The organism is Massilia frigida, assembly GCF_011682175.1.
Taxonomy (GTDB): Bacteria; Pseudomonadota; Gammaproteobacteria; order Burkholderiales; family Burkholderiaceae_D; genus Telluria_A; species Telluria_A frigida.
The window spans coordinates 1-3,548 of record NZ_WHJG01000091.1 but is presented as its reverse complement, the minus strand read 5'-3'; the positions used below and the strand labels follow the sequence as shown (position 1 = coordinate 3,548).

General features: G+C 57.6%; 5 protein-coding genes. 4 read left to right on the top strand and 1 reads right to left on the bottom strand.

Annotation, left to right across the window (positions count from 1 at the left end):
* The first annotated feature begins 144 nt into the window (after window positions 1-144).
* From F2P44_RS33915 to F2P44_RS33900, 4 genes are all read left to right on the top strand, one after another.
* A complete protein-coding gene (locus tag F2P44_RS33915) occupies window positions 145-1,584 on the top strand; it encodes a putative bifunctional diguanylate cyclase/phosphodiesterase (RefSeq protein ID WP_167094438.1) in 1,440 nt (479 codons plus the stop codon).
* 89 nt (window positions 1,585-1,673) lie between these two features.
* Complete coding sequence (locus F2P44_RS36005; RefSeq protein ID WP_167094436.1) at window positions 1,674-1,895, top strand: phosphoribulokinase; 222 nt, start codon at window positions 1,674-1,676, stop codon at window positions 1,893-1,895.
* A gap of 364 nt (window positions 1,896-2,259) precedes the next feature.
* Window positions 2,260-2,712, top strand: a complete 453-nt coding sequence (locus F2P44_RS33905) for an antitoxin PaaA2 family protein (RefSeq protein ID WP_167094434.1) — start codon at window positions 2,260-2,262, stop codon at window positions 2,710-2,712.
* A complete protein-coding gene (locus tag F2P44_RS33900) occupies window positions 2,709-2,993 on the top strand; it encodes a type II toxin-antitoxin system RelE/ParE family toxin (protein WP_167094432.1) in 285 nt (94 codons plus the stop codon). Before F2P44_RS33905 ends, F2P44_RS33900 begins: the two co-directional genes overlap by 4 nt.
* A gap of 2 nt (window positions 2,994-2,995) precedes the next feature.
* Here F2P44_RS33900 and F2P44_RS33895 read toward each other — a convergent pair whose 3' ends face one another.
* Window positions 2,996-3,325, bottom strand: coding sequence for a hypothetical protein (locus tag F2P44_RS33895; RefSeq protein ID WP_167094430.1), 330 nt, complete (start codon window positions 3,323-3,325; stop codon window positions 2,996-2,998).
* Window positions 3,326-3,548 lie beyond the last annotated feature (223 nt).

Sequence of the window (3,548 nt, the reverse complement as noted above, 5' to 3'; positions counted from 1 at the left end):
ATTTCGGCAATGCGGCCTTTCACGTCATACATGAACTGAAGCTGGCGTCCCCAGTTGTTCGTCACACAGAGCAGGCGGCCGGCCGGAAGTACGTCATCCGGATGCACGTTGGCACAAGCGGGTGCGGTTACTGGAAAATGGCTGATGCTGATGCTGGTGTTCGCCCCTATCCATGACGCAGGCGGCAAGGTTGCCGGTGCCGTGATCGTATTCCGCGACGTCAGCACAGCGCGCCACATGAGTTCGCAAATGACCCATCTCGCGCAACACGACTGCCTCACCGATTTGCCCAATCGCGCCCTGTTGAGCGACAGGATCACGCAAGCCATCGAAATGGCCGGACGCCACCAGACACTTCTGGCTGTTTTGTTTCTCGATCTGGACAGGTTCAAGCATGTCAACGATTCGCTCGGACACGTCGTTGGCGACCATCTTCTGCTGTCGGTTGCGCGCCGTCTGACCATGTGTGTACGCGCCGCCGACACGGTCAGCCGTAGCGGTGGCGACGAATTCGTCATTCTGCTATCCGAAGTGACCCATGCTAGCGATGTCGGCAGGACTGCGGAGAAAATCATCGCTGCGCTTACCTCGCCCCATTCCATCAATGGACACGAGCTTCGCATCACGGTCAGCGTCGGCATTAGCATCTATCCGCGCGATGGCGCCGATGGCGAAACCCTGATCAAGAACGCAGACCTGGCAATGTATCGCGCGAAAGACTACGGGCGGAATAATTTTCAGCTCTATGGACCGGACATGAGTACTCGCTCGGTTGAGCGCCTGGACCTGGAAAGTGGTTTGCGCGGCGCGATCGAACGGCAAGAATTCACGCTGCACTACCAGTCCAGGGTCGACATTGCGAACGGCGCCGTGATCGGTTGCGAGGCGCTGATACGATGGCAGCATCCGGAACGTGACCTGATCCCGCCGCTGAAATTTATCGGCATTGCCGAGGAGTGCGGCCTCATCGTACAGATCGGCCACTGGGTCCTGAGCGAGGTATGTCGGCAAATTCGCAGTTGGGAAGACGCAGGCCTGCAGCCCGTTCCCGTCTCCCTGAATATTTCGGCGCTTGAATTTCGGAATCGTCGATTTCTAGACAGCGTAAGGACAGTGCTCAGCCATACGGGCGTGGACCCGCACTATCTTGAATTCGAATTGACGGAGAGCGTTTTGATGGAAAACGCAGAATCGTCAAGCTTGCTTCTCAAGGAACTCAAGAAACTCGGCATCCAAGTGGCCATCGACGATTTTGGTACTGGCTACTCAAGCCTTAGCTATCTCAGCTACTTTTCTGTCGATGTCCTAAAGATAGATCAGTCCTTCGTGCGTGACATGGAAGCGAATCCAGATAATGCGACGATTATCAGCGCCATCATCGGCATGTGCGAGGGCCTGAAATGCAGGGTCATTGCCGAGGGCGTCGAGACACAGGAGCAACGAGGCCTGCTGCTGGCGCGTCGTTGCCGTGAAGCCCAGGGCTACCTCTTCTCTCGTCCCATCGTCGCCGCTGAATTTGCCAGATTCCTGTACCCGATCGCCCCGGACGAAAAATCCGCGTTCGCTAAGTGCGCAGGTGCCTAGCATTCACGTGTGGCGTGGCGCGGCGAGTCTTCCGGCCCCATCCACTTCTCATCTGGAAAGACTGACGGGCACATGCAATGGGGCGCATCATGTCGATGATGAATGGTATGCCTGGAGGCCAGCTCGATGACCTGGAGCCGACGCTGGCACGCCACGGCTACCGGCTCAAGGACATGACCGAGCTGTTCGACGCCAAGGCGGCCGAGATTCGCGCGATGTTCAGCAACCAACTCGAACCGAAACGGACGGCGGAGATCCGCGAGCGCATGCTGGCGGCGGGCTTGCCGATATGCGACATCATTTGCAGTTAGCGCGAGCCGGCAGGCGCGGAATGCGAGCTGGCGCCGTCGATTGCAAGCTCATTGGCAGATAGCGTGAGCGCCGTTTCGTTTGCAGTTATTGTGAGCCGAAACCGGCCTCGCATGCGAGCATGGCCGGTTTCAAACGCGCGCCGCTACGGATATCAGAAGAACACAGAATTCGGGGAGAAAATAGTACGCCAAGACCGCTTCACCCGCTTGTGTGTGCCATGGCGCCGCGCGCGCCCTGTTCGCGCAAGCGGTTTTATGTCGAATGTGTGGCGCGGCCAGCGCAAAATATACCTGCAAATAGCAGCTATTTGCAGGTATGATAGCACCTATGTATTCCGCACTTTCATAGGCAAAGGGGACCGCCATGACAACCGAAACAATCGACCACACCACCTTTACCAAGCTGGCCGAGGCTGGGGCCGTGCGCAGCGCCCACATCGTGGGCCAGCCGGGCGGCTGGGGCATTCTCGTCAAGTACGGTATGACCGAGCGCGCACTGGCAGCACAGCGGAGCCAACAGGTCCGCATCTTCCGCAAATTTGAAACGCTGGTCGGCTACCTGAAAGGCGTAGGCATTGTGCGCTTTGACGTGGACGCGGTGAACTTTGACGCTGACAGCCTGACTCGCACCCGGCCCGACACCACGGCGACGCTGAAAAAGGCGCACGCTGCCGCCGCTTACGACAAGTGGCTCAAGGAGGAGGTGCAAGAGGCTATCGATGACACGCGCCCATCTATCCCAAATGACGAAGTTAAAAATCACTTTGCTGGCAAACGGGAGGCCCTGCGGAAACGTATTGCGGCTGATAAGACTTGAAGCTAGTTTGGAAGCAGCTCGCGCTGAACGACCGCGAACGGATCATGGACCACATCGCAGAGGACAACCCTCAAGCGGCGCTCGATCTTGACGAACTCTTCGAGCAGAAGGCGGAGCGACTGATTGAGCAGCCGGAGCTTTACCGCGCAGGCCGTAAGCGCGGCACACGGGAAATGGTCGTGCATCCGAACTATCTCGTCATTTATCGCATCCAAAAAGACACAGTCGAAATTCTTCGAGTGAAGCACGCGGCACAGCAGTGGCCGCCACCGATGAAATAGCCTTAGCGCCCGATTTTTCCGAATTCTCTCTTCTCCCCGGTATTCGTTTTACCGCGGCCGTCCATGCGTGTCTTCAGGTTGCCGGCGGCATCGTAAGTCGATTTTGTGAGACCCGTGTCGGGGCTTCCTAGCTCGCTGCGGTTACCAAGACCGTCGACCGAGTAATGCGTCTCCAGGTTGCGTGGATCGGTCACCGTCGCCACCTGGTCGATGCCATCGTCACCATACTTGATTGTGGGACGTGCGCCGTTGGTCAGCAGCTGTTCCACCTGTTTTACACGGTCGAGCAGGTCGTAAGTGAGATTCGTTACCCGTCCCAGCGGATCGGTCACCTCCTTGAGGTTGCCGACAAGGTCGTACTTGTGCCGCTGCCGGCACCGCCTGCGCCGATGCGAGGGTGCCGGTATAGGCCCCCAGCAGCGGGGTATACGCATATCGTTATACACATCTTTTTCCGCGCAACGTCATTTCAACCCGGGGCGGCGATTTCCATGAGGTTTTGCCTAAAAATTAAGCGAAATGCGGGTATTTTAAGATCAACCGCACTGATTCTCT